Origin of the sequence: Pseudomonas sp. MWU16-30323, assembly GCF_020515595.1 — a bacterium.
Taxonomy (GTDB): domain Bacteria; phylum Pseudomonadota; class Gammaproteobacteria; order Pseudomonadales; family Pseudomonadaceae; genus Aquipseudomonas; species Aquipseudomonas yamanorum.
The window spans coordinates 42,074-66,817 of sequence record NZ_JAIWYM010000030.1 but is presented as its reverse complement, the minus strand read 5'-3'; the positions used below and the strand labels follow the sequence as shown (position 1 = coordinate 66,817).

The following is a 24,744-nucleotide window of genomic DNA, read 5'->3' as shown; positions in this document are numbered from 1 at the left end:
TAAATAACGGATATACACCCGCCCCCCCCAGCAATCGCAGTTAAACCTTTCCCCCACCCCACAGGTCTCTGAATTACACCCCCAGAGCCCCAAGCATGGCCAAATCCCGCAATTTCGCCAAAGACTGGTTCACCGCCAAAGGCTGGAAACCGTTCGCCTTCCAAAAAGACGTATGGAAGGCCGTGCAGGAAGGCCAATCAGGACTGCTCCACGCCAGCACCGGCGCCGGCAAAACCTACGCCCTGTGGTTCGCCGCCCTCAACCGCTTCGCCATCACCAAAGACACTCTCCGCAAACGCAAGGCCCCAGCCGAACCGCTGACAGTCCTGTGGATCACCCCAATGCGCGCCCTGGCCGCCGACACCGCCCGCGCCCTTGAATCCCCGTTGGAATCCCTCAACATCCCCTGGACCATCGGCCTGCGCACCGGCGACACCAGCAGCAGCGAACGCGCCCGCCAGAGCCGCCGCCTGCCCACCACCCTGATCACCACCCCGGAAAGCCTCACGCTGATGCTGGCTCGCGCCGACAGCCAGGCCAGCCTGTCACACCTGCGCATGGTGGTAGTGGACGAATGGCACGAACTGATCGGCAACAAACGCGGCGTGCAACTGCAACTGGCCCTCGCCCGCCTGCGGCAATGGCATCCAGAGCTGATTGTGTGGGGCATTTCCGCGACCCTGGGTAATCAGGCCCACGCACTGGAGGTGTTGATCCCACAAGGCGGCGGGATCAACGTCCAAGGCCAAACCACCAAACAGTTGCAAGTGGACACCCTGTTGCCACCGGTTATCGAGCGCTTTCCATGGGCCGGCCATATCGGCCTGAAAATGCTCCCGCAGGTGGTGGCTGAGGTCGATGCCAGCAGCAGTTGCCTGGTGTTTACCAACACGCGAGCGCAATCGGAAATCTGGTACCAGGCCCTGCTCGATGCTCGTCCCGACTGGGCCGGAGTGATTGCCCTGCACCACGGCTCGTTGTCCCGGGAGACCCGGGATTGGGTGGAGCGAGCCCTGAAGGAGGGGCAACTGAAGGCCGTGGTGTGTACGTCGAGCCTGGACCTGGGGGTGGATTTTCTGCCGGTGGAACGGGTGCTGCAGATTGGCTCGGCCAAGGGCGTGGCGCGCCTGATGCAGCGCGCCGGGCGCTCCGGCCATGCGCCGGGCAGGCCGTCGCGGGTCACGCTGGTGCCTACCCACAGCCTGGAGCTGGTGGAGGCCGCCGCCGCGCAGGACGCTATCGCTGAACGGCGTATCGAAGCCCGCCAGTCGCCCCACAAGCCTTTGGATGTGCTGGTGCAACATCTGGTGAGCATGGCGCTGGGCGGCGGTTTTGTGCCGGATGAGCTGCTGGCGGAGGTGCGTACCGCATGGGCCTATCGTGACTTGAGAGAAGCAGATTGGACATGGGCCCTGGGTTTCGTGCGTCATGGTGGGCTGTCGCTGACGGCCTACCCGGATTACCGGCGGGTCGAGCCGGACGAACACGGCATCTGGCGCGTCCCCGACGCACGGCTGGCGCGGCGCCATCGCATGAGCGTGGGCACCATCGTCAGCGACGCCAGCATCCAGCTGAAATTCTGGAGCAAAGGCGGCGGTGGCAAGACCCTGGGCAGTGTCGAGGAAGGCTTTATTGCACGGCTGAAGCCGGGAGATGGTTTCTTGTTCGCCGGGCGCTTGCTGGAGTTGGTGCGAGTAGAAAACATGACCGCCTACGTGCGGCGCAGTAACGCGAAAAAGGCTGCCGTGCCGCGCTGGAACGGCGGGCGCATGCCGCTTTCCAACGAGCTGGCCCAGGCCGTGGTCGAGCGCTTTGATGCGGCCGCCCACGGGCAATTCCTCGGCCCGGAGATGCAGGCAGTGCAATCGTTGCTGGACACCCAGTTGCGCTGGTCCGGGCTGCCAACCCGCGAGCATTTGCTGGCCGAGGCCCTCAAGTCCCGGGAAGGCTGGCACCTGTTCCTGTATCCGTTCGCTGGGCGCCAGGTGCACCTGGGGCTGGCGAGCCTGCTGGCCTGGCGCGTCAGTCGGCAGCAGGCGGTGACGTTCTCGATTGCGGTCAATGACTACGGGCTGGAGCTGCTGAGCGCGACCGCGGTGGATTGGCCTGAATTACTGAGCGGGGCGTTGCTGAGTGCGGATGATCTGCTGGATGACGTGGTCGCGAGCCTGAATGCCGGTGAGCTGGCCCTGCGGCGCTTTCGCGAGATCGCGCGGATCGCCGGGCTGGTGTTTGCCGGCTACCCCGGTGCGCCGAAAAGTACGCGCCAGGTTCAGGCGTCCAGCGGTTTGTTCTTTGAAGTGTTCAAGCAATATGACCCGCAGAACCTGTTGCTGACCCAGGCCGGAGAAGAAGTCCTGCGGGAAGAACTGGATATTCGTCGGCTGGAAGAGACGTTGCGCCACTTGTCGGGGTTGAAATTGGACCTGCATCGGATAGAACGGCCTACGCCGCTGGCGTTCCCTTTACTGGTGGAACGTTTTCGGGAGAGCCTGAGCTCGGAAAAACTATCGGAGCGGATTGCGCGGATGGTCAAGGACCTGGAAAAAGTCGCCGATAACGGGAAACCCTGATGCCCGCTCATTACCCGATACACCTGGCGGAAGAAGCGCTGTGGTTGCTGGCGGACAAGGCTGTGTATTGGCCCGCGAGAAAGTGCCTGCTGATCGCCGACGCGCATTTTGGCAAGGCGTCGGCCTATCGCAGCCTGGGCCAGCCAGTGCCCCGGGGCACGACGACAGACAACCTGCAGCGCCTGGACCGGCTGTTGGCGGCTTTCCCTGGCGCGCAGGTGATCTTTCTCGGCGACTTTCTCCACGGGCCCGGCTCTCACGCCAGCGGCACCCTGAACGCCCTGAGAGCCTGGCGTGAGCGTCATGCAGGCGTGGGGCTCACGCTGATTCGCGGCAACCACGACAAGCGCGCTGGCGACCCGCCTGGTGATCTGAACATTGAGGTGGTGACCGAACCGCTGCTGATGGGCCCGTTTGCGTTGCAGCACGAGCCCGACGCCCACGCCAGCCACCATGTGCTGGCCGGGCACGTGCACCCGGTGTATCGCCTGCGGGGCAAAGGCCGGCAAAGCTTGCGCCTGCCATGCTTCCTGCTCGGCAACCACGTCAGCCTGTTGCCGGCGTTTGGCGCATTTACCGGCGGTTATTCAGTGACGCAGCAGGAAGAAGGCAGCCGGATCTTCGTGATCGGTGACCATGAAGTATGGCCAGTGCGCTGAGCAACTGACCATTGGCGACACGTGCAGGAAATCAAGCCACAGGGGCGGGAGGCGGTTCGTCAGGGAGCGTGGGTTCGCCAGGCTCTTCAGGCTGGTTGGGCCAGGGATCATCCGGGCCGGGCTGGCCGGGAATGCCGCCTGCGGCGGGATCGGCCATCAAGGACCAGGCCATCACACCAATCTGATTGGGTTCAAGCCGGGCGAGTTCGGCGCTGATTCGCGGATCGAGCTTCATAGGGGACTCCTCAAGCGTGGCCCGGCGCGTTGTGCACGCGTCGGGGCAGTACACCCAATAGAGTGCATGCCCGCTGACAAATTCCCTTAGCCTGTAAGACGATTCGATCAGGTACGTGGGAGAGTAACGCCGCGCTGGCCCTGATACTTGCCGCCACGGTCCTTGTAGGACACTTCGCACTCTTCGTCGGATTCGAAGAACAGCATCTGTGCCACGCCTTCGTTGGCGTAGATTTTTGCGGGCAACGTGGTGGTGTTGGAGAACTCCAGGGTGACGTGCCCTTCCCATTCCGGCTCCAGCGGCGTCACGTTGACGATGATGCCGCAGCGCGCGTAGGTGCTCTTGCCCAGGCAGATGGTCAGGACGTTGCGCGGGATACGGAAGAATTCGACGGTGCGCGCCAGGGCGAAGGAGTTTGGCGGGATGATGCAGACGTCGCTCTTGACGTCGACGAAGCTTTTTTCGTCGAAGTTTTTCGGATCGACGGTTGCCGAGTTGATGTTGGTGAACACCTTGAACTCATCGGCGCAGCGTACATCGTAGCCGTAGCTGGAAACCCCGAACGAAATCAGCCGCTCAGCGCCTTCGCCGCGCATCTGGCGCTCCACGAACGGCTCGATCATGCCGTGCTCTTGCGCCATGCGGCGAATCCACTTGTCCGATTTGATGCTCATGGCGGGTGTCCTGAATAGCGAGGTGAAAAAATTCTGTTGGGCATCTTACCGGGGCTGGCCCCGTGGTTCAAAGGGGCGGCTGTTTTTCTTGGTGCCGCGCAGCCCCTGCTGGGCGGGACGCACCTTCAATGGCGGGGTATTGGTGCGGTATCAGGCTGCCGCCAGTCACGAAAATAGAGAAACCTTCGGAAATACCATTGGCACGTTCCGGAAAAAGGGTTAAGGTGGCGCCACTGTGCTGCTTGTGTCACTGAGAATCTCTACACGATATGTTGAATTTCGATCCAACCATCTCCAAGAATTTTTCCTGCTCTTTGCACTCAGTCTCGGCCAGGGCTTTTCCTGAGTCGCAGTTAACTTTGTCCAAGGAGATACACCATGTCTAATCGCCAAACTGGTACCGTTAAGTGGTTCAACGATGAAAAAGGCTTCGGCTTCATCACTCCACAATCCGGTGACGACCTGTTCGTTCACTTCAAAGCTATCCAATCCGACGGCTTCAAAAGCCTGAAAGAAGGCCAACAGGTTTCTTTCATCGCTACCCGCGGTCAGAAAGGCATGCAAGCTGAAGAAGTTCAAGTTATCTAACTTGTACTGATTTAGTCGAAAAGCCCCGCCCTCAAAAGCGGGGCTTTTTTGTGTCCGCTCGTTCCTACGCTCTGCGTGGGAATGCCTCTTGTGACGCTCTGCGTCATGCTTTGGGACGCGGAGGGACGCGGAGGGACGCGGAGGGACGCGGAGGGACGCGGAGGGACGCGGAGGGACGCGGAGCGTCCTGGGCTGCGTTCCCACGCAGCGCGTGGGAACGAGCAATCACACGATGTAATTCCATGCACAAAAAAATGTGGGAGCCCGCCTATGTGGGAGCCGGGCTTGCCCGCGATAGCATCACCTCGATCTATCAGTTGCACCGAGGTGATGCTATCGCAGGCAAGCCCGGCTCCCACACAAGCCCGCTCCCACATTTCGTCCTGCGTCGTTTACTGGAACAACGACTCACTCGACAAGCCATTCTTCTCCAGGATCTCGCGCAAGCGCTTGAGACCCTCTACCTGGATCTGCCGCACCCGCTCACGGGTCAAGCCAATCTCCAGGCCAACATCCTCCAGGGTGCTGCTTTCGTGGCCGCGCAGCCCGAAGCGGCGAATCACCACTTCACGCTGTTTGTCCGTCAGCTCCGAAAGCCACTGGTCGATGCTTTGCGACAAATCATCGTCCTGCAGCAACTCACAAGGGTCCGTAGGACGATCATCAGTCAGGGTGTCCAGCAGGGTTTTATCCGAATCCGGACCCAGCGAGACATCGACTGAAGACACCCGCTCATTGAGACCGAGCATGCGCTTGACCTCTCCCACCGGTTTTTCCAGCAGGTTGGCGATTTCTTCAGGCGAAGGTTCATGATCGAGTTTTTGTGTCAGCTCACGCGCCGCCCGCAGGTAGACGTTGAGCTCCTTGACCACATGGATCGGCAACCGGATCGTGCGGGTCTGATTCATGATCGCCCGTTCGATGGTCTGACGAATCCACCAGGTGGCGTAGGTTGAAAAGCGGAAACCCCGCTCAGGGTCAAACTTTTCCACAGCCCGGATCAGGCCGAGATTGCCCTCCTCGATCAAGTCCAACAGGGACAGCCCACGATTGACGTAGCGTCGGGCGATTTTCACCACCAGCCGCAGGTTGCTTTCAATCATGCGCTTGCGCCCGGCCGGATCGCCTTTTTGCGACAAGCGCGCAAAAAAGACTTCTTCTTCGGGAGTGAGCAGAGGGGAAAAGCCGATTTCATTGAGGTACAGCTGGGTCGCATCGAGCGCCCGCGTGTAGTCAATGTATTTGTGTTGCTTTAACGCAGCGGAGTTCTTGGATTTGGTGCGAACTGAAGGTACAGCAGGTCCCTCATTCGACATCGAATCCGTATCGATGACAGTCTCCATAAGGAGAACCTCATCGCCGATGTCAAACTCCGGCGCTTCTTTACTGAGAGCCATTGTTTTATAGTCCTTTGGTGAGTTCGACCTCAAGCTCAAGCGACGCCTTTATCCTTGGCAGCGCTGGAGCCTGTTCCTTCTACGTGAGGGAACAGGCTGTGCAACATATCAACGACGGGGAAGGAATTGCAGCGGATCAACAGGTTTCCCTTGGCGGCGAATCTCAAAGTGCAGTTTCACCCGGTCTGTACCAGTTGACCCCATTTCGGCAATTGTCTGTCCGACTTTGACCTGCTGCCCCTCCCGAACCAACAGCCTGCGGTTATGACCGTAGGCACTGACGTAGGTATCGCTGTGTTTGATGATGACCAGCTCACCGTAGCCCCGTAAACCACTCCCGGCGTACACCACTGTCCCATCAGACGCAGCTAAAACAGGCTGTCCCAAATCTCCGGCGATATCAATGCCTTTATTCAAACTACCGTTTGAAGAGAATTTTCCAATAAGAATGCCATTTGAGGGCCATCCCCAACCGGTAGGAGCAGGCCCTGCAGGCGGCATCGGCGCAGGTGCTGGTTTGCTCGCAACGCCAGGCGCGGCGCTGCCTGCAGGCCGGGTGATGATGGTGGTTTTGCTCGAAGACGACGGCGAAGAAGCCGTGTTTGTGACGACGGCGGTCGGTGTTGAACCGGTACGGCCATCGAAACGAATGGTCTGACCTGGATGTATCGTATATGGCACAGGAATGTTGTTACGGGCGGCCAGCGCCTTGTAATCCCACCCATAACGGAAGGCGATCGAGAACATCGTATCGCCCTTGCGCACGACATATTGCCCGGTGGTAACCGTAGGCTTTTGCGGCACCGCATTATTGCGGTCGACCACCCGGGCACCACCGGATGGCGTGCTTGAGCAAGCCGCCAGCAAGGAACTCAAGACAAGGCCAATCACCAGTCGCTGAAAGCTTGTTTGACTCATACGCTGTGCAATGACCGTGAGACTCACCCGCCGCTCCCTTTGTGGTGGCTGACTATGAACGCCTGTATCAGGCTTGAAATATGACGCAAGTATAACTGGCCATTGGGTTTTTACTGGAAACACGATTCTAAAGAAATTTTCATCATGTTTAATTCCCACGGCGGATCATGTTGACTCAATAGACCCCGCTGTAAGACACATACCCGGCAATAGAATTCAGTACGCAGGAATAATTGATCAGGCCAGCGGACCGTTAAGCAGCGGGACAAAACGCACCGCCCCGAGCACATGCCGGGAAAAGCCTTCTTCCTCGCGAATGATCAACATTAATTGTTGCACTTCGCCGGAGCCCACCGGGATCACCAGGCGCCCGCCGGGAGCCAGTTGATCGAGCAAGGCCTGGGGCACGTCGGTCGCCACGGCGGTGACGATAATGCCGTTATACGGCGCCAGCGCCGGCCAGCCTTCCCAACCGTCGCCCCAACGAAACACCACGTTGCGCAGGTTCAGCTCCACCAGGCGTTCCTTGGCCCGGTCCTGCAACACCTTGATGCGCTCGACCGAAAACACCCGCTCAACCAGCTGCGACAACACGGCCGTCTGGTAGCCGGAGCCGGTGCCGATTTCCAGCACCTTGTCCAGGGGGCCCGCCGCCAGCAACAGCTCACTCATCCGCGCCACCATATAAGGCTGGGAGATGGTCTGGTTGTGGCCGATGGGCAGCGCGGTGTCTTCATAGGCACGATGCGCCAGGGCTTCATCGACAAACAGATGCCGCGGGGTACGCCGGATGACTTCCAGCACCTGGGCGTTGGACAGCCCTTCTTCATACAGGCGCTGGATCAATCGCTCGCGGGTGCGCTGGGAAGTCATCCCAATGCCCCGTCGCAGCAGGTCGTCTTGTTCGCGCGCCATCAGAGCACTCCCTCCAGCCAGCCATCGAGGCTACTGAAGGCATCACTGAAGGTGCGATCAAGTTGCAACGGAGTAATCGAAATATAACCTTGCATCACCGCATGAAAGTCCGTGCCTTCGCCGCCGTCTTCGGCATCGCCGGCAGCGGCAATCCAATAACCTTCCTTGCCACGCGGGTCCACCACCTTCAGCGGTGCCGCAGCGCGGGAGCGATGGCCCAGGCGGGTCAGCTTGAAGCCGCGAATATGCTCAAGAGGCAGGTTCGGAAAATTGACGTTCAGCACCGTACGCGGCGGCAAATCCAGGGTGTGATGGGCCTCCACCAGCTTGCGGGCGAAGTAGGCCGCCGTCTCCAGGTTGTCCAACTGACGCGACGCCAGCGAAAACGCGAACGAGGTCCGGCCCAGGAAACGCCCTTCAAGGGCCGCCGCCACCGTACCGGAATACAGCACGTCGTCGCCGAGGTTGGCGCCCAGGTTGATCCCGGAAACCACCAGGTCCGGCTCGCGGTCCAGCAGGCTATTGATCGCCAGGTGCACGCAATCGGTCGGCGTGCCATTCACGCTGATAAAGCCGTTGGGCAACGTCTGTATGTGCAACGGACGGTCGAGCGTCAGCGAGCTGCTGGCGCCGCTTTTGTCCTGGTCCGGGGCAACCACCACGCACTCGGCGTAATCCGCCAGCGCAGCATGAAGCGCGGCAAGGCCGGGTGCGGTGACCCCGTCGTCGTTAGATATCAGAATACGCATGGGCTGTCCGTCTGCCCCACCGGCACCAGATCTACAAGCTCGCGCACCAAGACAGTGGCGAAGCATCCGGCCGGCAGGACGAATTCCAATTGCAGAATGTCAGGTTCGGGATAATGCCACGTCAACCCGCCAATGGGCAGTCGAAGAATGCGACGTTCCTGGCTCATGCCGGCATTCACCAGCCAATCCCGCAGGTCGGCTTCACCCTCGGCGATCGCCTGTTCCAGAGCGAAAGTTGCCCCCGACGCCGGCGAATCACCTTCGCCCCACTGTGGGCCGGTGGGATGCAAGTCGAGAATCGCCAGGCGCGGGTCGCTGCATTCAGCCTCCCCCGCCGGAAAAAAACTGCGACTGTCGGTAAACGCCAGCAGATCGCCGACCTGGGCGCGCTGCCAGGAACCGTCGGCCACCCGTGCCGCCAGCACTTTATTGAACAGGAAGCTGCGGGCCGTGGAGAGCAGGCGCGAACGCACGTTGCGCTGCTCCGGCAAGGCCTTGCGCGCGGCCCAGTCGCGGGCATCGACGACGTTGCCGCCGTTATGGCCGAAACGCTGGGCGCCGAAATAGTTGGGAATGCCTTGCTTGGCGATCAGTTGCAGGCGTGCGTCGATGGCCGCGGCATCACCGGCAAACTGGGTCAGGCGCAAGGTAAAGCCATTGGCCGAATGCGCGCCGCGCTGCAGCTTGCGCTTGTGGCGGGCGATCTTGAGGATCTTCAGGGTCTCGTTTTCCGCACCGCTGAGGTCCGGATCAGCCTTGCCCGGCAACTGCACGCTGAACCATTGGCGGGTCAACGCCTGGCGGTCCTTGAGCCCGGCGTAGCTGACGGTGCGCAACGGCACACCCGCCGCCTTGGCAATCCGCCGCGCCGCTTCTTCGGTATTCAGGCCGCGCTTTTCCACCCACAACCACAGGTGTTCACCCTCGCCGGTCAGCGGGATATCCAGCACTTCATCCACCTGGAAGTCTTCAGCGGTGGCCTTCAGAACAGCGCTGCCCAAGGCTTCGCCATAGGCACGCGGGCCCAGCAGTTGCAGATCATTCATGCGCGCAGCAACAAGGCAACGGAGTGCACGGCAATGCCCTCTTCGCGACCGGTAAACCCGAGCTTTTCGGTGGTGGTGGCCTTTACGTTCACTTGATCCAACTCAACTTGAAGATCCGCGGCAATCAGTGCGCGCATCGATTCGATATGCGGGGCCATCTTGGGCGCCTGGGCGACGATGGTGTTGTCGACGTTGCCGACCTTCCAGCCCTTGGCATGGATCAAACCGACCACATGACGCAACAGCACGCGGCTGTCCGCCCCCTTGAAGGTGGGGTCGGTGTCCGGAAAGTGCTTGCCGATGTCGCCCAACGCGGCGGCGCCGAGCAAGGCATCGCTCAAGGCATGCAGCACCACGTCGCCGTCGGAATGAGCCAGCAACCCGTGGTGGTGCGCGATCCGCACGCCGCCCAGGGTGATGAAATCGCCTTCGGCGAAACGGTGCACATCATAGCCGTGGCCAATACGCATAAAAAAACGCCCCGATTTAATTCAGGGCGTGATTCTACCTACTTTTGCTTCACATTAACCGAGCAAAGCACTCGCGTGATGGCGTAAATGGTCTTCGATAAAGCTGGCGATAAAGAAGTAGCTGTGGTCATAGCCCGGTTGCAGGCGCAGCTCCAGCGGATGGTTGGCCGCCCTGGCTGCTTGCTGCAAGGCTTCAGGCTTGAGCTGCACCGCAAGAAAATCGTCGCGATCGCCCTGATCCACCAGCAGTGGCAGCTTTTCCGAGGCTTCGCTGATCAATACGCAGGCATCCCATTCGCGCCACTTCGAGCGCTCTTCCCCGAGGTAGCGGGAGAACGCCTTCTGGCCCCACGGGCAATCCATCGGATTGTTGATCGGCGAGAACGCCGACACCGACAGATAACGCCCCGGATTGCGCAAGGCACACACCAGCGCGCCGTGACCGCCCATGGAGTGGCCGCTGATCCCGCGCTTGGCCGACGCCGGGAAATGCGCCTCGACCAATGCCGGCAATTCCTGCACCACGTAGTCATGCATCCGATAGTGCTGGGCCCAGGGTTCCTGGGTGGCGTTCAGGTAGAAGCCGGCGCCCAGGCCAAAGTCCCAGGCGTTGTCCGGATCACCCGGCACACCGGGACCGCGGGGGCTGGTGTCCGGCGCAACAATGATCAACCCCAGTTCGGCCGCCATGCGCTGGGCGCCGGCCTTCTGCATGAAGTTCTCATCGGTGCAGGTCAGCCCCGACAGCCAGTACAGCACCGGCAATTTGCCGCCCTGCTCCGCTTGCGGCGGCAGGTACACGGCGAAGGTCATGTCGCAACCCAGCACATCGGAATGATGCTTGTAGCGTTTATGCCAGCCGCCGAAGCTTTTCTGGCACGACAGGTTTTCCAGACTCATGGCCGACCTCAGAAGTGAATGACGGTGCGGATGCTCTTGCCTTCATGCATCAGGTCAAACGCCTTGTTGATATCTTCCAGGCCCATGGTGTGGGTGATGAAGGTATCCAGCGGGATTTCGCCGGTCTGGGCCATCTCCACGTAGCTTGGCAATTCGCTGCGACCCCGTACGCCACCAAACGCCGAACCGCGCCAGACGCGACCGGTCACCAGTTGGAACGGACGGGTAGCAATTTCCTGGCCCGCGCCGGCCACGCCGATGATCACCGACTCGCCCCAGCCTTTGTGGCAGCACTCAAGGGCAGCACGCATCAGTTGGACATTGCCGATGCACTCGAAGGAAAAGTCGACGCCGCCATCGGTCAAATCGACAATCACGTCCTGGATCGGGCGATCGTAGTCTTTCGGGTTGATGCAGTCGGTGGCGCCCAGTTGCTTGGCGATTTCGAACTTGGCCGGGTTGATGTCGATGGCAATGATGCGACCGGCCTTGGCTTTCACCGCACCGATCACTGCCGACAGGCCGATACCACCCAGGCCGAAGATGGCCACGGTGTCGCCCGGCTTGACCTTGGCGGTGTTGATGACTGCACCGATACCGGTGGTGACGCCACAGCCCAGCAGGCAGACCTTTTCCAGTGGCGCCTCTTTAGGAATCTTCGCTACGGAGATTTCCGGCAGCACGGTGTATTCGGAGAAGGTCGAAGTCCCCATGTAGTGGAAAATCGGCTGGCCCTTGTAGGAAAAGCGCGAGGTGCCATCTGGCATCAGGCCCTTGCCCTGGGTGGCGCGAATCGCCTGACAGAGGTTGGTCTTGCCCGAGAGGCAGAATTTGCACTTGCCGCACTCCGGGGTGTACAGCGGGATCACGTGGTCGCCCACCGCCACCGAGGTCACGCCTTCGCCGATGGCTTCCACCACGGCGCCGCCTTCGTGGCCGAGGATCGACGGAAAGATACCTTCCGGGTCCGCGCCCGACAGGGTGTAGGCATCGGTATGGCACACACCGGACGCTACCACCCGCAGCAGCACCTCGCCGGCCTTGGGCATGGCCACATCCACTTCAACGATCTCGAGGGGTTTCTTGGCTTCGAAGGCTACGGCCGCGCGGGACTTGATCATCCGGTTTCTCCATCGGGTTAAAAACGTAAGGCCGGCAGTGTAAAACATGCCCATCTGATTAATAATCCAGACAAAAGCAAAACATTATTGCCATACAGGGATAATCAGCATGCTGGAAAACCGCTGGGAAGGCATCGACGAGTTCGTCGCCGTGGCCGAATGCAGCCAATTCACTGCCGCCGCCGAGCGCCTGGGTGTGTCGTCGTCCCATATCAGCCGCCAGGTAGCGCGGCTGGAAGAGCGGCTGCAAACGCGCTTGCTGTATCGCAGTACGCGCAAGGTGACGCTGACCGAAGCCGGCCAGACCTTCCTGCAACATTGCCAGCGCTTGCAGGACGGTCGCGAAGAAGCTTTGCGCGCCGTAGGCGACCTGGCCAGCGAGCCTAAAGGGATGTTACGCATGACCTGCGCAGTGGCTTACGGCGAGCGCTTTATCGTGCCGCTGGTGACGCGGTTCATGGCGCTTTACCCGCAATTGCGAGTGGACGTGGAACTAACCAACCGCCAACTGGACCTGGTGCACGAAGGCCTGGACCTGGCGATTCGCCTCGGTCGCCTGGCGGATTCGCGCATGGTTGCCAGCCGCCTTGCGCCACGACGTATGTATTTATGCGCGTCACCGTCCTACCTGGCCAGGTACGGCCGGCCACATAGCTTGTCGGAATTAAGTCGGCATAACTGCCTGATCGGCAGCTCGGATATTTGGCAACTGGCCCAGGACGGGCGCGAATTTTCGCAGCGAGTTCAGGGAAACTGGCGCTGCAACAGTGGGCAAGCGGTGCTGGATGCCGCACTGCAAGGGGTCGGCCTTTGCCAATTGCCGGACTATTACGTGCTGGAGCATTTGCACAGCGGCGCACTGGTGTCGTTACTCGAAGCCCATCAACCGCCCAACACCGCGGTTTGGGCGCTGTACCCGCAACAACGCCACCTATCGCCCAAAGTGCGAAAGCTGGTGGATTTTCTCAAGGAGGGCCTGGGTAACCATCCCGTCTACCTGAGATAGACGGCCACGGCCCGGCGGACTGACCGTCAGGAAGACTGGAAAGCCCGGCGCTGGCGCAGCCATTCAAGGTCTTCCGGGCGGGTGACCTTGAGGTTGTCGCTGCGGCCTTCGATCAGGCGTGGCGCGTGCCCGGCCCATTCCATGGCCGAGGCTTCGTCGGTGATGACCACGTCCGAGACCAGGCTGTCGGCCAACGCCCGATGCAGCGCGCCAAGGCGGAACATCTGCGGGGTGTAGGCCTGCCAGATCGGCGTGCGATCGACCGTTTCCAGTACGCGCCCATGCTTGTCGGCACGCTTGAGGGTGTCCCGCGCCGGCACGGCCAGCAGCCCACCCACGGTGTCGTCGGCCAGTTCAAAGAGCAACTTGTCCAGGTCATCGCGGCTGAGGTTCGGTCGGGCGGCATCATGCACCAGCACCCAATCGTCATCGCTGGCGCCCTGGCTGTGCAGGTGAAGCAAGGCATTGAGGACAGAGCCCGAGCGCTCTTCACCGCCGTCAACGCGCACAATGCGCGGGTCGGTGGCGCAAGCCAGGTTCGGCCAATAAGGGTCGTCGACAGCAAGACTGACCACCAGCCCCTTAAGGCCCGGATGATCGAGGAAACAGCCAAGGCTGTGTTCGAGAATAGTGCGCCCGCCCAGTTGCAAGTATTGCTTGGGACGGTCCGCGGCCATACGGGCACCCACGCCCGCGGCAGGAATCACGGCCCAGAAGGCCGGTGACGAAAGGCTCATTGGGCCAACTGGTAGAGGGTCTCGCCCTCCTTGACCATGCCCAACTCATGGCGAGCCCGTTCTTCAACGGTCTCCATGCCTTTTTTCAGTTCAAGCACTTCGGCATCGAGCACGCGATTGCGCTCCAGCAACACCTCGTTTTCGGCGTGCTGTGCGGCAATTTGCTGGGTCAGTTCGGTGACCTGCGCCAAGCTGCCATTCCCCACCCATAGGCGGTACTGCAGGCCAGCCAGCAGCAAGAGCAAGACGAGGAACAACCAATTGGGACTGCGCATCGAATATCGGGTATCCAGTGAAAAAAGACAGCCATGCAAAACTTTTGAAGCAACTGATAGCACGAAGCCTGGAATAACCAGGCTTGTGCTTGATAGCCAAGAGATTAGCGCCGAAATTCACGCTGTCGTGATTTTTCCGACGTAATCCGCTGACCTTTTACCATTTAACAATCAGCCGCGAAACTCGCTGCGACCGTTGTACTTGGCTTTGCCGCCCAGTTGCTCTTCGATACGCAGCAATTGGTTGTACTTGGAAACGCGGTCGGAACGGCACAGGGAACCGGTCTTGATCTGCCCTGCCGAAGTGCCCACAGCCAGGTCGGCAATGGTCGAATCTTCGGTTTCGCCGGAGCGGTGGGAGATCACGGCGGTGTAGCCCGCAGCCTTGGCCATCTGGATGGCTTCCAGGGTTTCGGTCAGGGTGCCGATCTGGTTGAACTTGATCAGGATCGAGTTGGCGATCTTCTTGTCGATGCCTTCTTTCAGGATCTTGGTGTTGGTCACGAACAGGTCGTCGCCCACCAGCTGGATCTTCTCGCCGATCTTGTCGGTCAGCACTTTCCAGCCAGCCCAGTCGGACTCGTCCAGGCCGTCTTCGATCGAGATGATCGGGTAGCGCTCGGTCAGGCCCTTGAGGTAATCAGCAAAACCTTCGGAGGTGAACACGTGGCCTTCACCGGACAGGTTGTACTTGCCGTCTTCGTAGAATTCACTGGCCGCGCAGTCCAGGGCCAGGGTCACGTCAGTGCCCAGCTTGTAGCCAGCGTTGGCCACGGCTTCGGAGATCACTTTCAGTGCATCTTCATTGGACGCCAGGTTCGGCGCGAAACCACCTTCGTCACCCACGGCAGTGCTCAGGCCACGGGCCTTCAATACAGCCTTGAGGTGGTGGAAAATCTCGGTGCCCATGCGCAGGCCTTCGGAGAAGGTCTTGGCGCCAACCGGCTGCACCATGAATTCCTGGATGTCGACGTTGTTATCCGCGTGCTCGCCACCGTTGATGATGTTCATCATCGGAACCGGCATCGAGTAAACACCCGGGGTGCCGTTCAGGTTGGCGATGTGGGCGTACAGCGGCAGGTCCTGGTCCTGTGCAGCAGCCTTGGCGGCAGCCAGGGACACGGCCAGGATGGCGTTGGCGCCGAGGCTGCCTTTGTTTTCGGTACCGTCGAGCTTGATCATCGCGTGATCGAGGGCTTTCTGGTCCAGTGGATCCTTGCCCAGCAGCAGGTCGCGGATCGGGCCATTGATGTTGGCGACTGCCTTGAGTACGCCCTTGCCCAGGTAACGGCTCTTGTCGCCATCACGCAGTTCCAGTGCTTCGCGGGAACCTGTGGAAGCACCGGACGGCGCGCAGGCGCTGCCGATGATACCGTTATCGAGAAGCACGTCGGCTTCGACGGTAGGGTTGCCACGGGAGTCGAGAACTTCACGACCTTTGATGTCGACGATTTTTGCCATTGTTGTAAACACTCCAAAGTTGACGAAAACGACGCAGCTGAAGGAAATCTTTTGACCGACCGCAAGGGTGGAACAACGGGGCAGGCTTGCAGGCGACAAGGCTCAGGCCCGGGGGCCTGAGCGTTTAGCGTGGGATACTTTACCGGAGAAATGGCGCTTACGCGGTCTCTACCGTCGGAAAACTCTTGACCAGGTCGTCCAACTGCTTCAACTGGGCCAGGAATGGCTCCAGCTTGTCCAGGCGCAGGGCGCATGGGCCGTCGCACTTGGCGTTGTCCGGGTCCGGGTGAGCTTCCAGGAACAGGCCCGCCAGGGACTGGCTGATGCCGGCCTTGGCCAGGTCCAATACCTGGGCACGGCGCCCGCCAGCGGAATCGGCGCGACCACCGGGCATTTGCAGCGCGTGGGTCACGTCGAAGAACACCGGGTATTCGAACTGTTTCATGATGCCGAAACCGAGCATGTCCACCACGAGGTTGTTGTAACCGAAGCTCGAACCACGCTCGCAGAGGATCAACTGGTCGTTACCTGCTTCCACGCACTTGTTCAGGATGTGTTTCATTTCCTGGGGCGCGAGGAACTGGGCTTTCTTGATATTGATCACCGCGCCGGTCTTGGCCATCGCGACCACGAGGTCGGTCTGGCGCGACAGGAAGGCCGGCAACTGGATGATGTCGCACACCTCGGCGACCACGGCAGCCTGCTCAGGCTCGTGGACGTCGGTGATGATCGGCACGCCGAAGGCTTGCTTGATGTCCTGGAAGATCCGCAGGCCTTCTTCAAGGCCCGGGCCGCGGTAGGAGGTCACGGACGAACGGTTGGCCTTGTCGAAGCTGGCCTTGAACACGTAAGGGATACCGAGTTTCTCGGTCACCTTCACGTACTCTTCACAGACCTGCATCGCCATGTCGCGGCTTTCCAGCACGTTCATGCCGCCGAACAGCACCATGGGCTTGTCGTTGGCAATCTCGATGTCGCCTACGCGAATGATCTTCTGGGCCATCAGGTTTACGCCTTCTTCTGATGTTGCGTCAGTGCTGCTTTAACGAAGCCGCTGAACAACGGGTGGCCGTCGCGCGGGGTCGATGTGAACTCCGGGTGGAACTGGCAAGCCACGAACCATGGATGATCCGGTGCTTCAACCACTTCAACCAGTGCGCCATCACCGGAACGACCGGAGATTTTCAGGCCGGCTTCCATGATTTTCGGCAGCAGGTTGTTGTTCACTTCGTAGCGGTGACGGTGACGCTCGACGATCACGTCCTTGCCGTAGCAATCGTGAACCAAGGACCCCGGCTCCAGCAGGCAATCCTGCGCGCCGAGGCGCATGGTGCCACCCAGGTCGGACGCTTCGGTACGGGTTTCGACGGCGCCGGTGGCATCTTCCCACTCGGTGATCAGGCCCACGACCGGGTGACCGCTGGTGCGATCGAACTCGGTGGAGTTGGCGTCTTTCCAGCCCATCACGTTACGGGCGAACTCGATGACCGCCACTTGCATGCCCAGGCAGATACCCAGGTACGGCACCTTGTTCTCACGAGCGTACTGGACGGCAGTGATCTTGCCTTCCACGCCACGCAGACCGAAGCCGCCCGGAACCAGGATGGCGTCAACGCCTTCCAGCAACGCAGTGCCCTGGTTCTCGATGTCTTCGGAGTCGATGTAGCGCAGGTTGACCTTGGTACGGTTGCTGATGCCCGCGTGGCTCATCGCTTCGATCAGCGACTTGTAGGCATCCAGCAGCTCCATGTACTTGCCGACCATGGCGATGGTGACTTCATGCTCAGGGTTGAGCTTGGCATCGACCACGGCTTCCCACTCGGACAGATCGGCGCCGCCACACTGCAGGCCGAAACGCTCGACGACAAAATCATCCAGGCCCTGAGAATGCAGGATGCCCGGGATCTTGTAGATGGTGTCGGCGTCTTCCAGGGCGATCACCGCACGTTCTTCAACGTTGGTGAACTGGGCGATCTTGCGACGGGACGCGATGTCGATCGCGTGATCGGAGCGGCAGACCAGCACGTCCGGCTGCAGGCCGATGGAACGCAGTTCCTTGACCGAGTGCTGGGTAGGCTTGGTTTTGGTTTCGCCGGCGGTGGCGATGTAGGGCACCAGTGTCAGGTGCATCAGCATCGCGCGCTTGGCGCCGACTTCGAAACGCAACTGGCGGATGGCTTCGAGGAACGGTTGGGACTCGATGTCACCTACGGTGCCACCGATCTCGACCATCGCCACGTCGGCATCGCCTGCACCCTTGATGATGCGGCGCTTGATTTCGTCGGTGATGTGCGGGATCACCTGGATGGTTGCACCCAGGTAGTCACCACGGCGCTCCTTGCGCAGCACGTGCTCGTAGACACGGCCGGTGGTGAAGTTGTTGTTCTGGGTCATGGTCGTGCGGATGAACCGCTCGTAGTGGCCCAGGTCCAGGTCGGTCTCGGCGCCGTCGTGAGTGACGAACACTTCACCGTGCTGGAACGGGCTCATGGTGCCCGGGTCAACGTTGATGTACGGGTCCAGCTTGAGCATGGTGACCTTAAGTCCCCGCGCCTCCAGGATGGCCGCCAATGAAGCGGAGGCAATGCCTTTCCCCAATGAAGAAACAACACCGCCCGTGACGAATATGTAGCGCGTCATGAAAAACCCTAGAAGTCTGCGTTAAAGCGGTCCGAGCCGCCGGGGAAAGCGAAGGAAGGCCGAAGCCCCCGATCACCTGCATTAATCACAGTGCACCTTTCAAAAAAACCGCCGCGTTGTGACAGACCAGCAATGAAACACCGGTACGTTGATCGCTACACATTTTTTGGAATCGCCCAGCAAAGATTGCTTGGTAATCGGCAACTGCTGCGATTCAGGCGAATCCACAGAAGTTGTATCAAGAAGGGAGCGTAGTCTACCGGAAAGGCTCTATCAGCTCAAACCTTGATCGCAGGTTGGTGGCATCCAATGTAATTGCCAGTCGGTACCGCCACCTGCCGCAAGCCCCGGCAGGTTGGCCACAGCCAGCAATTGTTGGCCCTGATACAGCAGCGGCAATCTGCCACGGATGAAGCCTGGCACGGCACTTTCGTTAAGCAACCGCTTCAGGTCACGCCGGCCCCGGCCTGGCAATTCCATGATTTCGCCGCCTTGGCGATAACGGACGCTCAGGGGACCTTCGGGTGCGCTGCCGCTGAAGTACAGTTGGCCGTTACCGGGTAACTGTAGTGGGTTTTGCGGCTGTGACCAGCTCACCGATGCGTCAGAAAAATCCGACCAGCTGGCGGGTAACCACCAGATAAGCCCACCGCAACGGTGCAATTGACCGTCAGCCAGACACCACAGCGGCTGTGCGTCTTCCTTGGCATCGCGCAGGTTCGCCCAGCCGGCCCAGTGCTCGCTGTCGGGCAAGCGTGTCAGCGGTGTCAGCCAGTGCATGAGTGCGTTGCGCTGGCGGGCCTCGGAGAGCGCGGCCAGCGGTTCAAGGGTCAGCGAGGGCAATACGAGCCAGGGAAACGCCGAGGGCTGGCTGGCGGTCAGCAGGTCCATTTGTGCCAGTTCGTCGAGCAAACCCTGGGCTTCGTTCAAATGTTCAGCGCTGCGTGCGATGGTGTTGATCGCTTGGGGCCAACGCTCGGTCAGACGCGGGAAAACCTGGTGGCGCAGGTAGTTGCGGGAGAAACGCGGGTCGGCGTTGGAGGGGTCTTCGATCCAGGTCAATTGATGCTCGCGGGCGTAGGCTTCAAGCTCGGCTCGAGACACATCCAGCAAGGGCCGCACCAGGTAGCCACCCGCCAATGGACGCTGCACAGGCATCGCCGCCAGTCCACGTACGCCGGCCCCACGCAACAAGCGAAACAGCAAGGTTTCAGCCTGATCGTCACGGTGCTGGCCCGTGATCAGCAACTCCCCTGGCCCGGTGACCTCGGCAAACGCCTGATACCGCGCGTCACGGGCCGCACGCTCCAGGCTTGCGCCTTGTTGCACTTGCACGCGGATCACCCGCAGAGGCACGCCCAAGGCGTCGCACACGGACTGGCAATGGGCCGGCCACGCATCAGCCGCAGCTTGCAGCCCATGGTGGACATGGATAGCGCTGAGTGGCGGGAGCTTGTCGATTTTGGCCAGCGTGGCCAGGAGGTGCAACAGGACGGTGGAGTCGAGGCCGCCGGAGAAGGCGATATGCCAGGCCGGGGCGTTGCGCCAGGGAGCAAGGATTTGCAGGAGCTTGGCGGGCAGAGTTGGTTTCATCGCAAAGGACCGCCGCAAAACTGGAACACGATAGCCAAGCATACACAAAACAAATGTGGGAGCCGGGCTTGCCCGCGATGCAGGCAACTCGGTTTATCTAGTGCACCGAGTTGATGCTATCGCAGGCAAGCCAGCTCCCACACAAGCCCGTTCCCACATTCAGTAACGCGTCGGCTTAGAGACCGTAGCTCATCAGTCGCTCGTAACGACGGGCCAGCAGGGCCTCGTTGTCGAACTTCTTGAGCATCGCCAGTTGCGAGCTGAGTTCAGCACGAATGGTCGCGGCAGCGGCAGCCGGGTCACGGTGGGCGCCGCCCAATGGCTCGGCGATCACTTTGTCCACGATACCCAGGCCTTTCAGGCGATCGGCGGTGATGCCCATGGCTTCAGCGGCATCCGGCGCTTTCTCGGCGGTTTTCCACAGGATCGAGGCGCAACCTTCCGGCGAGATCACCGCGTAGGTCGAATATTGCAGCATGTTCAGTTGGTCGCAGACGCCAATGGCCAGCGCACCGCCGGAACCGCCTTCGCCGATCACGGTAGCGATGATCGGCGTCTTCAGGCGAGCCATCACCCGCAGGTTCCAGGCAATCGCCTCGCTCTGGTTGCGCTCTTCAGCGTCGATACCCGGGTAGGCGCCCGGGGTGTCGATGAAGGTGAGGATCGGCATCTTGAAGCGCTCGGCCATTTCCATCAGGCGGCAAGCCTTGCGGTAGCCTTCAGGACGCGGCATGCCGAAGTTGCGACGGACTTTCTCACGCACTTCACGGCCTTTCTGGTGACCGATCACCATCACTGGCTGGTCGTCCAGGCGAGCGATACCGCCCACGATGGCGGCGTCGTCGGAGAAGTGACGGTCGCCGTGCAGTTCATCGAACTCGGTGAAGATATGGTCGATGTAGTCCAGGGTGTACGGACGGCGCGGGTGGCGGGCCAGGCGCGCGATCTGCCAGCTGGTCAGCTTGCCGAAGATGTCTTCGGTAAGCGTGCTGCTCTTGTCTTGCAGGCGAGCGATTTCATCGCCGATATTCAGCGAATTGTCATTGCCGACCAGGCGCAGCTCTTCGATCTTGGCTTGCAGGTCAGCGATCGGCTGTTCGAAATCAAGAAAATTCGGGTTCATAAGCGTCCGTCTTGGGTCGACGGCCAAGGGGTGCCTGGCCAGCCGGTTGTCTATTCGCGCCCTACCTTAAGGGAGAGGCGCGGTTAGGTCGAGATTAAATGTTCGGTCGAGATCAGGCGTTCTTTGTACGGCCTGACCGTCAACGGTATTGGAGGAAGACGTTGTCACGCCCGAACTGGTCACGCAATGCTTGAATCAAGCCATCAGCGGGATCAATTCGCCACGTCTCACCAAACTGCAACATCGCCTTGGCATCGTCGCGGGTGTACTCCATGGTCACCGGGCAGGCGCCACGGTGGCGTTTAAGCAAGTCACCCAACCAGCGTAGCTGATCGCCTTTGAGCGCATCGGTCTTGACTTTCAAGCGCAGGCTTTCGGCCAGGTTGGTGCGCGCATCTTCCATGCTCATCACGCGCTTGATCCGCAGGCGCAGGCCGCCGGAGAAGTCGTCGTTGCTGACCTCCCCCTCCACCACCACCATCGCGTCGGTCTGCAACAGCGACTGGGCGGAGTGGAATGCATCGGCAAACAGCGACGCTTCGATCCGGCCCGAGCGGTCGTCAAGGGTAATGAACCCCATCTTGTCGCCCTTTTTGTTCTTCATCACCCGCAGCGCGATGATCATGCCCGCGACGGTCTGGGTATCCCGCGCCGGCTTCAGGTCGATGATGCGCTGGCGGGCGAAACGCCGGATTTCACCTTCGTATTCGTCAATCGGGTGACCAGTGAGGTACAGGCCCAGGGTGTCCTTCTCGCCCTTGAGGCGCTCCTTGAGGGTCAGGTCCTTGGCCTTGCGATGGTTGGCGTAGACGTCAGCGTCGTCTTCGACGAACAGCCCGCCAAACAGGTCGGCGTGGCCGCTGTCGTGGGTGCGCGCGGTCTGTTCGGCGGCCTTGATCGCTTCTTCCATGGCGGTCAGCAATACCGCGCGATTGCGGTCGATGTTGGCCTGGTAAGCCTTTGGCTCATCATGGAAGTACGGACCCAGACGATCCAGGGCACCGCTTCGGATCAAGCCATCCAGGGTACGTTTGTTGATGCGCTTGAGGTCGACCCGGGCGCAGAAGTCGAACAGGTCCTTGAACGGCCCGTCCTGACGCGCCTCGGTAATCGCCTCCACCGGGCCTTCGCCCACGCCCTTGATCGCACCGAGGCCATAAATGATGCGGCCTTCGTCGTTGACCGTGAACTTGAACTCGGAGGTGTTCACGTCCGGCGCGTCGAGGCGCAGCTTCATGGTCCGCACTTCTTCGATCAAGGTCACGACCTTGTCGGTGTTGTGCATATCCGCAGACAGTACCGCGGCCATGAACGGCGCCGGGTAGTGAGCCTTCAGCCAGGCCGTCTGGTACGACACCAGGCCGTAGGCGGCGGAGTGGGATTTGTTGAAGCCGTAACCGGCGAATTTCTCTACCAGGTCGAAGATGTTACCGGCCAGGTCGGCGTCGATGTTGTTGGTGGCGCAACCCTCAATGAAGCCACCGCGCTGCTTGGCCATTTCCTCGGGCTTTTTCTTACCCATGGCTCGACGCAGCATATCCGCGCCGCCAAGGGTATAACCGGCCATGACCTGAGCAATCTGCATCACCTGTTCTTGATACAGGATGATGCCGTAGGTCGGTGCCAGCACCGGTTTGAGGCCTTCGTACTGGTAGTCGGAGTGCGGGTAAGCCAGTTCGGCACGCCCGTGCTTACGGTTGATGAAGTCATCCACCATGCCTGATTGCAGCGGGCCCGGACGGAACAGGGCCACCAGTGCGATCAAGTCTTCCAGGCAGTCGGGCTTGAGCTTTTTGATCAGCTCTTTCATGCCGCGGGATTCAAGCTGGAACACGGCCGTGGTTTCAGCCTTTTGCAGCAGGCTGTAGGTCGGCTTGTCGTCCAGCGGGATAAACGCGATATCCAACGGTGGCTCGTTGACCTTGGCACGATCGCGATTGATGGTCTTCAGCGCCCAGTCGATGATCGTCAGGGTCCGCAGGCCGAGGAAGTCGAACTTCACCAGGCCGGCCGCCTCCACGTCATCCTTGTCGAACTGGGTTACCAGGCCGTCGCCTTCTTCGTCGCAATAGATCGGCGAAAAGTCAGTCAGCTTGGTAGGCGCGATAACCACACCACCGGCGTGTTTGCCGACGTTACGCACCACGCCTTCGAGCTTGCGCGCCATGTCCCAGATTTCGGCCGCTTCTTCATCGACCTTGATGAAGTCCCGCAGGATTTCTTCCTGCTCGTAGGCTTTTTCCAGGGTCATGCCGACTTCGAATGGAATCATCTTCGACAGTCGGTCAGCCAGGCCGTAGGACTTGCCCTGCACCCGGGCCACGTCGCGGATTACCGCTTTCGCCGCCATGGAACCGAAGGTGATGATCTGGCTTACCGCATTGCGGCCGTATTTCTCGGCCACGTACTCAATAACCCGGTCGCGACCATCCATGCAGAAGTCGACGTCGAAGTCGGGCATCGATACCCGTTCCGGGTTAAGGAAACGTTCGAACAGCAGGTCATATTCCAGCGGGTCGAGGTCAGTGATCTTCTGCACATAGGCCACCAGCGACCCGGCACCCGATCCACGGCCTGGGCCCACCGGCACGCCGTTGCTTTTGGCCCACTGGATAAAGTCCATTACGATCAGGAAGTAACCGGGGAACCCCATCTGGATAATGATATCCAGCTCGAAATTCAGCCGGTCGACGTAGACCTGGCGCTTGGCGTCGTAATCTTCAGTGGTGTCCTTGGGCAGCAGGACGCTCAGGCGTTCCTCCAGGCCGTCGAAGGACACCTTGCGGAAATACTCGTCGATGGTCATGCCATCGGGGATCGGGAAGTTGGGCAGGAAGTGCTTGCCCAGCTTCACTTCAATATTGCAGCGCTTGGCAATTTCGACGGAGTTTTCCAGGGCCTCGGGCAGGTCACTGAACAGCTCGGCCATTTCATCGGCGCTTTTGAGGTACTGCTCTTCGCTGTAGTTTTTCGAGCGACGCGGATCGTCCAGCGCCCGGCCTTCGCCGATGCATACGCGAGTTTCGTGGGCCTCGAAGTCTTCCTTCTTGATAAAGCGCACATCGTTGGTCGCCACCAGCGGCGCGCCAAGCTTTTCAGCCAGGGCTACGGCGGCGTGCAACTGCTCTTCATCGTTGGGGCGGTTGGTACGCTGGATTTCCAGGTAGAAACGGTTGGGGAACACCTCCATCCACTCACGGGCCAGCACTTCTGCCTCGTGGGGATTGCCGCCTAACAGCGCGATGCCGATCTCACCCTCTTTGGCCGCCGAGAGCATGATCAGCCCTTCGCTGGCCTCGGCCACCCATTCGCGCTCGATGATGATCGAGCCGTTGCGCTGGCCATCGATGAAGCCACGGGAAATCAGTTCGGTGAGGTTGCGATAACCCACGCCGTTCATCGCCAACAGGCTGATGCGGCTCAATGGGTTATCCGGGTCTTTGTTCGACAGCCACAGGTCGGCGCCGCAGATCGGCTTGATGCCGGCGCCCATGGCGGCCTTGTAGAACTTGACCAGGGAGCACATGTTGTTCTGGTCAGTCACCGCCACGGCAGGCATGTTCATGCCCACCAGGGTTTTGACCAGGGGTTTGATCCGTACCAGGCCGTCGACCAGGGAGTATTCAGTGTGCAGGCGCAGGTGAACGAATGAAGCCGGCATAGT

Annotated in this window: 22 protein-coding genes; 4 read left to right on the top strand and 18 right to left on the bottom strand. The window is 60.5% G+C overall.

Features of this window, described 5'->3' with window-relative positions; translation table 11 throughout:
* Positions 1-95 precede the first annotated feature (95 nt).
* Both LIY45_RS25435 and pdeM read left to right on the top strand, forming a co-directional pair.
* Entirely contained in the window at positions 96-2,573 is a 2,478-nt protein-coding gene (locus LIY45_RS25435; RefSeq protein ID WP_226478008.1) for a ligase-associated DNA damage response DEXH box helicase, read from the top strand.
* A complete protein-coding gene (gene pdeM, locus LIY45_RS25430) occupies positions 2,573-3,232 on the top strand; it encodes a ligase-associated DNA damage response endonuclease PdeM (protein WP_226478007.1) in 660 nt (219 codons plus the stop codon). The genes LIY45_RS25435 and pdeM overlap by 1 nt, the downstream gene beginning before the upstream one ends.
* Positions 3,233-3,263: 31 nt before the next feature.
* Here the strand turns inward: pdeM and LIY45_RS25425 are convergent, their stop codons facing one another.
* Entirely contained in the window at positions 3,264-3,467 is a 204-nt protein-coding gene (locus LIY45_RS25425) for a hypothetical protein (protein ID WP_003219272.1), read from the bottom strand.
* A gap of 107 nt (positions 3,468-3,574) precedes the next feature.
* On the bottom strand, positions 3,575-4,141 hold the full coding sequence (gene dcd / locus LIY45_RS25420) for a dCTP deaminase (protein WP_003219273.1): 567 nt from the start codon (positions 4,139-4,141) through the stop codon (positions 3,575-3,577).
* A gap of 378 nt (positions 4,142-4,519) precedes the next feature.
* Between dcd and LIY45_RS25415 the strand changes: the two genes are divergently transcribed.
* Entirely contained in the window at positions 4,520-4,729 is a 210-nt protein-coding gene (locus LIY45_RS25415) for a cold-shock protein (protein ID WP_002554837.1), read from the top strand.
* 392 nt (positions 4,730-5,121) lie between these two features.
* Here the strand turns inward: LIY45_RS25415 and rpoS are convergent, their stop codons facing one another.
* From rpoS to LIY45_RS25375, 8 genes are all read right to left on the bottom strand, one after another.
* On the bottom strand, positions 5,122-6,126 hold the full coding sequence (gene rpoS / locus LIY45_RS25410) for an RNA polymerase sigma factor RpoS (protein ID WP_017479398.1): 1,005 nt from the start codon (positions 6,124-6,126) through the stop codon (positions 5,122-5,124).
* A 108-nt stretch (positions 6,127-6,234) separates the two neighbouring features.
* Positions 6,235-7,071 (bottom strand): peptidoglycan DD-metalloendopeptidase family protein, encoded by an 837-nt coding sequence (locus LIY45_RS25405; protein ID WP_226478010.1) that lies wholly within the window; start codon positions 7,069-7,071, stop codon positions 6,235-6,237.
* 210 nt (positions 7,072-7,281) lie between these two features.
* Positions 7,282-7,917, bottom strand: coding sequence for a protein-L-isoaspartate(D-aspartate) O-methyltransferase (locus tag LIY45_RS25400; protein WP_010176736.1), 636 nt, complete (start codon positions 7,915-7,917; stop codon positions 7,282-7,284).
* 41 nt (positions 7,918-7,958) lie between these two features.
* Positions 7,959-8,708 (bottom strand): 5'/3'-nucleotidase SurE, encoded by a 750-nt coding sequence (gene surE / locus LIY45_RS25395; protein WP_017479399.1) that lies wholly within the window; start codon positions 8,706-8,708, stop codon positions 7,959-7,961.
* Positions 8,696-9,754, bottom strand: coding sequence for a tRNA pseudouridine(13) synthase TruD (truD, locus tag LIY45_RS25390; protein WP_017479400.1), 1,059 nt, complete (start codon positions 9,752-9,754; stop codon positions 8,696-8,698). Before truD ends, surE begins: the two co-directional genes overlap by 13 nt.
* On the bottom strand, positions 9,751-10,224 hold the full coding sequence (gene ispF, locus LIY45_RS25385; protein WP_010176739.1) for a 2-C-methyl-D-erythritol 2,4-cyclodiphosphate synthase: 474 nt from the start codon (positions 10,222-10,224) through the stop codon (positions 9,751-9,753). Before ispF ends, truD begins: the two co-directional genes overlap by 4 nt.
* A 54-nt stretch (positions 10,225-10,278) precedes the next feature.
* Positions 10,279-11,124 (bottom strand): S-formylglutathione hydrolase, encoded by an 846-nt coding sequence (fghA, locus tag LIY45_RS25380; protein WP_226478006.1) that lies wholly within the window; start codon positions 11,122-11,124, stop codon positions 10,279-10,281.
* Between the two features lie 8 nt (positions 11,125-11,132).
* Positions 11,133-12,245 carry an S-(hydroxymethyl)glutathione dehydrogenase/class III alcohol dehydrogenase gene (locus LIY45_RS25375; protein WP_010176741.1) on the bottom strand — a complete coding sequence of 371 codons (1,113 nt, stop codon included), beginning with the start codon at positions 12,243-12,245 and terminating at the stop codon, positions 11,133-11,135.
* Positions 12,246-12,354: 109 nt separating this feature from the next.
* On the opposite strand from LIY45_RS25375, the gene LIY45_RS25370 reads away from it, so the two are divergent.
* Complete coding sequence (locus LIY45_RS25370; protein WP_003219287.1) at positions 12,355-13,251, top strand: LysR substrate-binding domain-containing protein; 897 nt, start codon at positions 12,355-12,357, stop codon at positions 13,249-13,251.
* Positions 13,252-13,277: 26 nt separating this feature from the next.
* Here the strand turns inward: LIY45_RS25370 and ispD are convergent, their stop codons facing one another.
* The 8 genes from ispD to dnaE all read right to left on the bottom strand — a co-directional run bounded on the left by ispD (position 13,278) and on the right by dnaE (position 24,741).
* A complete protein-coding gene (ispD, locus tag LIY45_RS25365; RefSeq protein WP_226478005.1) occupies positions 13,278-13,988 on the bottom strand; it encodes a 2-C-methyl-D-erythritol 4-phosphate cytidylyltransferase in 711 nt (236 codons plus the stop codon).
* Positions 13,985-14,263 (bottom strand): cell division protein FtsB, encoded by a 279-nt coding sequence (ftsB, locus tag LIY45_RS25360; protein ID WP_003219292.1) that lies wholly within the window; start codon positions 14,261-14,263, stop codon positions 13,985-13,987. The genes ispD and ftsB overlap by 4 nt, the downstream gene beginning before the upstream one ends.
* Positions 14,264-14,434: 171 nt before the next feature.
* Positions 14,435-15,724, bottom strand: coding sequence for a phosphopyruvate hydratase (gene eno, locus LIY45_RS25355; protein ID WP_003219294.1), 1,290 nt, complete (start codon positions 15,722-15,724; stop codon positions 14,435-14,437).
* A 157-nt stretch (positions 15,725-15,881) separates the two neighbouring features.
* The gene (kdsA, locus tag LIY45_RS25350) at positions 15,882-16,727 is read right to left on the bottom strand and encodes a 3-deoxy-8-phosphooctulonate synthase (protein WP_017479403.1); all 846 of its coding nucleotides are present in this window, start codon (positions 16,725-16,727) and stop codon (positions 15,882-15,884) included.
* Positions 16,728-16,732: 5 nt separating this feature from the next.
* Positions 16,733-18,364, bottom strand: coding sequence for a CTP synthase (locus LIY45_RS25345; protein ID WP_003219298.1), 1,632 nt, complete (start codon positions 18,362-18,364; stop codon positions 16,733-16,735).
* 273 nt (positions 18,365-18,637) lie between these two features.
* A complete protein-coding gene (gene tilS / locus LIY45_RS25340; RefSeq protein WP_226478004.1) occupies positions 18,638-19,957 on the bottom strand; it encodes a tRNA lysidine(34) synthetase TilS in 1,320 nt (439 codons plus the stop codon).
* Positions 19,958-20,132: 175 nt separating this feature from the next.
* Positions 20,133-21,080 (bottom strand): acetyl-CoA carboxylase carboxyltransferase subunit alpha, encoded by a 948-nt coding sequence (locus LIY45_RS25335; RefSeq protein ID WP_003219302.1) that lies wholly within the window; start codon positions 21,078-21,080, stop codon positions 20,133-20,135.
* A 139-nt stretch (positions 21,081-21,219) separates the two neighbouring features.
* Positions 21,220-24,741 carry a DNA polymerase III subunit alpha gene (dnaE, locus tag LIY45_RS25330; protein ID WP_226478003.1) on the bottom strand — a complete coding sequence of 1,174 codons (3,522 nt, stop codon included), beginning with the start codon at positions 24,739-24,741 and terminating at the stop codon, positions 21,220-21,222.
* Positions 24,742-24,744 lie beyond the last annotated feature (3 nt).

What these genes read in the sequence shown, in the direction of transcription:
- pdeM (WP_226478007.1), top strand. Translation starts at nt 2,573, where the DNA reads ATGCCCGCTCATTACCCGATACACCTGGCGGAAGAAGCGCTGTGGTTG.
- LIY45_RS25400 (WP_010176736.1), bottom strand. Translation starts at nt 7,917, where the DNA reads ATGACTTCCCAGCGCACCCGCGAGCGATTGATCCAGCGCCTGTATGAA.
- LIY45_RS25375 (WP_010176741.1), bottom strand. Translation starts at nt 12,245, where the DNA reads ATGATCAAGTCCCGCGCGGCCGTAGCCTTCGAAGCCAAGAAACCCCTC.
- dcd (WP_003219273.1), bottom strand. Translation starts at nt 4,141, where the DNA reads ATGAGCATCAAATCGGACAAGTGGATTCGCCGCATGGCGCAAGAGCAC.
- surE (WP_017479399.1), bottom strand. Translation starts at nt 8,708, where the DNA reads ATGCGTATTCTGATATCTAACGACGACGGGGTCACCGCACCCGGCCTT.
- kdsA (WP_017479403.1), bottom strand. Translation starts at nt 16,727, where the DNA reads ATGGCCCAGAAGATCATTCGCGTAGGCGACATCGAGATTGCCAACGAC.
- LIY45_RS25435 (WP_226478008.1), top strand. Translation starts at nt 96, where the DNA reads ATGGCCAAATCCCGCAATTTCGCCAAAGACTGGTTCACCGCCAAAGGC.
- ispD (WP_226478005.1), bottom strand. Translation starts at nt 13,988, where the DNA reads ATGAGCCTTTCGTCACCGGCCTTCTGGGCCGTGATTCCTGCCGCGGGC.
- eno (WP_003219294.1), bottom strand. Translation starts at nt 15,724, where the DNA reads ATGGCAAAAATCGTCGACATCAAAGGTCGTGAAGTTCTCGACTCCCGT.
- LIY45_RS25335 (WP_003219302.1), bottom strand. Translation starts at nt 21,080, where the DNA reads ATGAACCCGAATTTTCTTGATTTCGAACAGCCGATCGCTGACCTGCAA.
- LIY45_RS25345 (WP_003219298.1), bottom strand. Translation starts at nt 18,364, where the DNA reads ATGACGCGCTACATATTCGTCACGGGCGGTGTTGTTTCTTCATTGGGG.
- ispF (WP_010176739.1), bottom strand. Translation starts at nt 10,224, where the DNA reads ATGCGTATTGGCCACGGCTATGATGTGCACCGTTTCGCCGAAGGCGAT.
- truD (WP_017479400.1), bottom strand. Translation starts at nt 9,754, where the DNA reads ATGAATGATCTGCAACTGCTGGGCCCGCGTGCCTATGGCGAAGCCTTG.
- LIY45_RS25370 (WP_003219287.1), top strand. Translation starts at nt 12,355, where the DNA reads ATGCTGGAAAACCGCTGGGAAGGCATCGACGAGTTCGTCGCCGTGGCC.
- LIY45_RS25415 (WP_002554837.1), top strand. Translation starts at nt 4,520, where the DNA reads ATGTCTAATCGCCAAACTGGTACCGTTAAGTGGTTCAACGATGAAAAA.
- LIY45_RS25425 (WP_003219272.1), bottom strand. Translation starts at nt 3,467, where the DNA reads ATGAAGCTCGATCCGCGAATCAGCGCCGAACTCGCCCGGCTTGAACCC.
- fghA (WP_226478006.1), bottom strand. Translation starts at nt 11,124, where the DNA reads ATGAGTCTGGAAAACCTGTCGTGCCAGAAAAGCTTCGGCGGCTGGCAT.
- tilS (WP_226478004.1), bottom strand. Translation starts at nt 19,957, where the DNA reads ATGAAACCAACTCTGCCCGCCAAGCTCCTGCAAATCCTTGCTCCCTGG.
- rpoS (WP_017479398.1), bottom strand. Translation starts at nt 6,126, where the DNA reads ATGGCTCTCAGTAAAGAAGCGCCGGAGTTTGACATCGGCGATGAGGTT.
- dnaE (WP_226478003.1), bottom strand. Translation starts at nt 24,741, where the DNA reads ATGCCGGCTTCATTCGTTCACCTGCGCCTGCACACTGAATACTCCCTG.
- ftsB (WP_003219292.1), bottom strand. Translation starts at nt 14,263, where the DNA reads ATGCGCAGTCCCAATTGGTTGTTCCTCGTCTTGCTCTTGCTGCTGGCT.